The sequence below is a fragment of the Mycobacterium sp. genome, from assembly GCF_035640695.1.
In the GTDB taxonomy this organism is placed as follows: domain Bacteria; phylum Actinomycetota; class Actinomycetes; order Mycobacteriales; family Mycobacteriaceae; genus Mycobacterium.
Map to the genome: position 1 here is coordinate 1 of NZ_DASQVQ010000057.1, position 2921 is coordinate 2921.

The window sequence follows — 2921 nt, forward strand, 5'->3', positions numbered from 1 at the left end:
GGCGCGGTGGCTTAATTGCAGATCAAGGCGAAGGCGTTCGGGCAGGAGGTGGCTGATCCACCGGCCTTGCTCCACCCAGGAACACACCATTCGAAGATCGTCGGGGTCGCCGATCGGACCGATCCAGCGGGCCGGTCCGTGTGGAACGCGTTCGATCGAGCACGGCTGCAGCATCAATACCGCCCCGGCACACTTGCCGCGAGCTGCGCAGGTGAATTCTCCGAGCAAGCAGCCGGTCGTCACCAGCATCCCGTGATCGGAGCGGCGGACGGTGGCCCGTAGCTGTTCGAGTATTGCCGGGGCAAGGGGCGATCGGCATGCGGCGCACAACGCAAGCGTGAATGGGCGGTGGGTGGCACGGTGTGACTGGCTCATAAAGTTCTCAGACCGGTCCCGCGCCGGCTCATCGGACGCCTTGGCCGCAGTAGGCCAGGAGCGCCATTTCACGGGCATTTTTGATCGCGAGGGTGACTTGCCGCTGCTGTTGGACGGTCAGTCCGGTGACGCGGCGCGACCGGATCCTGCCCCGATCGGAAATGAAGACCCGCAGGGTTGCGGTGTCTTTGTAATCGACTGTCGTAAGGCCGAGGTTGTTGAGCAGATTTTTCTTGCCGGGTTTGATGTCGGGCCGGCTGGCCCGGCGGCCCCGGGCCGACTTGCCGGGCATCTACCAGCTCGCCTTACCGATCCCTGGCAGCTGACCCTCGTGGGCCAGTTCGCGCATCCGCACTCGCGATAGCCCGAACTTGCGCAGGTGCCCGCGTGGGCGGCCGTCGATGGCGTCGCGGTTGCGCAGCCGCACCGCGCTGGCGTCACGCGGCTGACGGCTCAACTCGGTCTGGGCGGCCAGGCGCCGCTCGAGGCTAGTCGAGGGTGAGCGGATGATCGCTTTGAGTTCAGCGCGACGTTCGGCGTAGCGGGCCACGACCGTGCGGCGCTGCTCGTTTTTGACGATCTTGGATTTCTTGGCCATCGGCTTAGCGGTCCTCGCGGTAATCGACATGGCGCGGGGCGAGGTTATCCAACGGCAACCTCCTTCGCACCGAGTGGCGTAATGACAATCATCGTCGACAAGCGTTGACTGAGACTGTAGCGTTGATGGAAATCATTTTCAATAAGGCGTGGGAGGGCGATGCGTACTCCGGTAGTGCTGGTGGCCGGTCACGGCGACACCGATGCGGTGACCGGCACCCTGTTGCGCCGGGCCGGGACGCTGGTGGTGGAGCACCGATTCGATGGGCACGTGGTGCGACGCACCCTGCGGCATGGGCTGCTCACCACGGCGGAGGCAGCCCTGGAGCTGGCCCACGGGTGCGTGTCGTGCACCATCCGCAACGACTTGTTGGTCCTGTTGCGCCAGTTGCACCGTCGTGACGACGTCGAGCGCATCGTCGTGCATTTGGCGCCGTGGCTGGAGCCCGAGCCGATCTGCGCGGCGATCGATCAAGTCCGTATCAGGGTCGCTCCTGGCTACATCGACGGTCCGGCTGCCCGGGATGTGCGCATCGCCGCGGTGCTGACCTGCGTCGATAGCGAGCGCTGGCTGCCGCAGGCGCTCGGCCACGAGGAGCTCGATGACGGGCGCACGGTGGCCCAGGTCGTGGTCGGGCAAGCCGAGTTCGCCGATGTGCTGGTCTTGACCCGACCCGAGCCGGTCGCGCTGACGGTGTTGGGTCGCCTGGCGCCACGCGCGCGTATCACCGTGGGACCGGATGCCGTCGAGATGGCGTTGGCGCACCTGGACCCCGACGCGCGGCGCGGCCGCAGCGACAACCCGCACGGTCCGCTGCTGGCCGGCCAGCCACCGCTGCACGCCGACGGCGCCGTGCAAATCCTCGAGTTCGGTGCTCGTCGCCCGTTCCATCCGCAGCGGCTGCACGCCGCCATCGACATGCTGGTCAACGGTGTGATCCGCACCCGCGGCCGCATCTGGTTGGCCAACAATTACGAGCAGTGTGCATGGATCGAATCGGCCGGCGGCGCGGTGCGCATCGGCTCGGCCGGCAAGTGGTTAGCGGCGATGACCGCCTCCGAGGTGGCCTACGCCGATCCGGAACGGCGCGCGCTGGCCGATCTGATGTGGCATGACCGCTTTGGGGATCGGCATACCTCGATAACGGTGCTGACCTGTGGCGCGCAGGGCGCCGAAATTCTCGACGCCCTGCGGGGGGCGCTACTCACCGACCACGAAATGGCCTCCCCGCACAACTGGATTCACTACGCCGACCCCTTCGGCCAGTTCCACGACGACCCCTGCGACGAACGGCCGGGGGTGCCCGAGGACTCCGGATCACGCCGCAACACAGGAGGCGATCAGCGATGAAACCAGGCATAGGTCCCGACTACCACCACGTTGTCTTCCAAGACGCCACCACCAGAATGATGAAAAACGGCTCCCGGCTGGCCCAACGTTCGGCGCGCACGCAGATCGACGTTGCCGTTGGTGTGCTCATCGCGCTATGCGGCTGCTCGGAGGAACAGGGCTTTCAGCGCATTGTTGACGCGGTCCGCGAGACCGGCGTCGGACTCAGTGGTGTATGCCATGCCTTGATCAGCCTGGTCAGCGGAGGCACCGACACGCGGGCCGATCCAACCGCACTCAACCATTGGCGGCACACAATCGACCAATTGGCGCACGCCGGCACCGCCAGCGCTGGGAACAGCAAGGGCCGCCTGGGGGACTGAACGAAGCCGCTGGCTGGTAACAGTTGCTCGCAACTCAGCCCATCCGGATAGCGACCATAGGACTTGGGCTTCGCCGTAGAGTGTGTAAATCCCCTAAGCCGGGGTCAATTCGCGGCCATCGTACTGGGTTGGACGGTGCAAGCGCCTTATCGTTGATGCTGTGACCGTTGATGCCGTGACCCAGATTGCCGATCGCGCCGCGGAGTCCTCGCCGTGGTCGCCACGGGAGACCGAGC

General features: G+C 65.9%; 5 protein-coding genes. 2 read left to right on the forward strand and 3 right to left on the reverse strand.

Annotation, left to right across the window (positions count from 1 at the left end; genetic code table 11):
* The 3 genes from VE759_RS06825 to rpsN form a co-directional block, all read right to left on the reverse strand.
* Positions 1-249 (reverse strand): hypothetical protein (locus tag VE759_RS06825; RefSeq protein ID WP_324929496.1); only part of this gene is annotated, 249 nt, incomplete at its 3' end.
* 154 nt (positions 250-403) lie between these two features.
* On the reverse strand, positions 404-667 hold the full coding sequence (rpsR, locus tag VE759_RS06830; protein WP_324929498.1) for a 30S ribosomal protein S18: 264 nt from the start codon (positions 665-667) through the stop codon (positions 404-406).
* On the reverse strand, positions 668-973 hold the full coding sequence (gene rpsN / locus VE759_RS06835) for a 30S ribosomal protein S14 (RefSeq protein WP_324929500.1): 306 nt from the start codon (positions 971-973) through the stop codon (positions 668-670).
* A gap of 159 nt (positions 974-1132) precedes the next feature.
* Between rpsN and mrf the strand changes: the two genes are divergently transcribed.
* Together mrf and VE759_RS06845 are read left to right on the forward strand one after the other, a co-directional pair.
* On the forward strand, positions 1133-2323 hold the full coding sequence (gene mrf / locus VE759_RS06840; protein WP_324929502.1) for a ribosome hibernation factor-recruiting GTPase MRF: 1191 nt from the start codon (positions 1133-1135) through the stop codon (positions 2321-2323).
* Positions 2320-2685 carry an ANTAR domain-containing protein gene (locus tag VE759_RS06845; RefSeq protein ID WP_324929504.1) on the forward strand — a complete coding sequence of 122 codons (366 nt, stop codon included), beginning with the start codon at positions 2320-2322 and terminating at the stop codon, positions 2683-2685. The genes mrf and VE759_RS06845 overlap by 4 nt, the downstream gene beginning before the upstream one ends.
* The last annotated feature ends 236 nt before the right edge of the window (positions 2686-2921 follow it).

Coding starts and splice junctions, on each gene's coding strand:
- rpsN (WP_324929500.1), bottom strand. CDS start 973: ATGGCCAAGAAATCCAAGATCGTCAAAAACGAGCAGCGCCGCACGGTC.
- mrf (WP_324929502.1), top strand. CDS start 1,133: ATGCGTACTCCGGTAGTGCTGGTGGCCGGTCACGGCGACACCGATGCG.
- VE759_RS06845 (WP_324929504.1), top strand. CDS start 2,320: ATGAAACCAGGCATAGGTCCCGACTACCACCACGTTGTCTTCCAAGAC.
- rpsR (WP_324929498.1), bottom strand. CDS start 667: ATGCCCGGCAAGTCGGCCCGGGGCCGCCGGGCCAGCCGGCCCGACATC.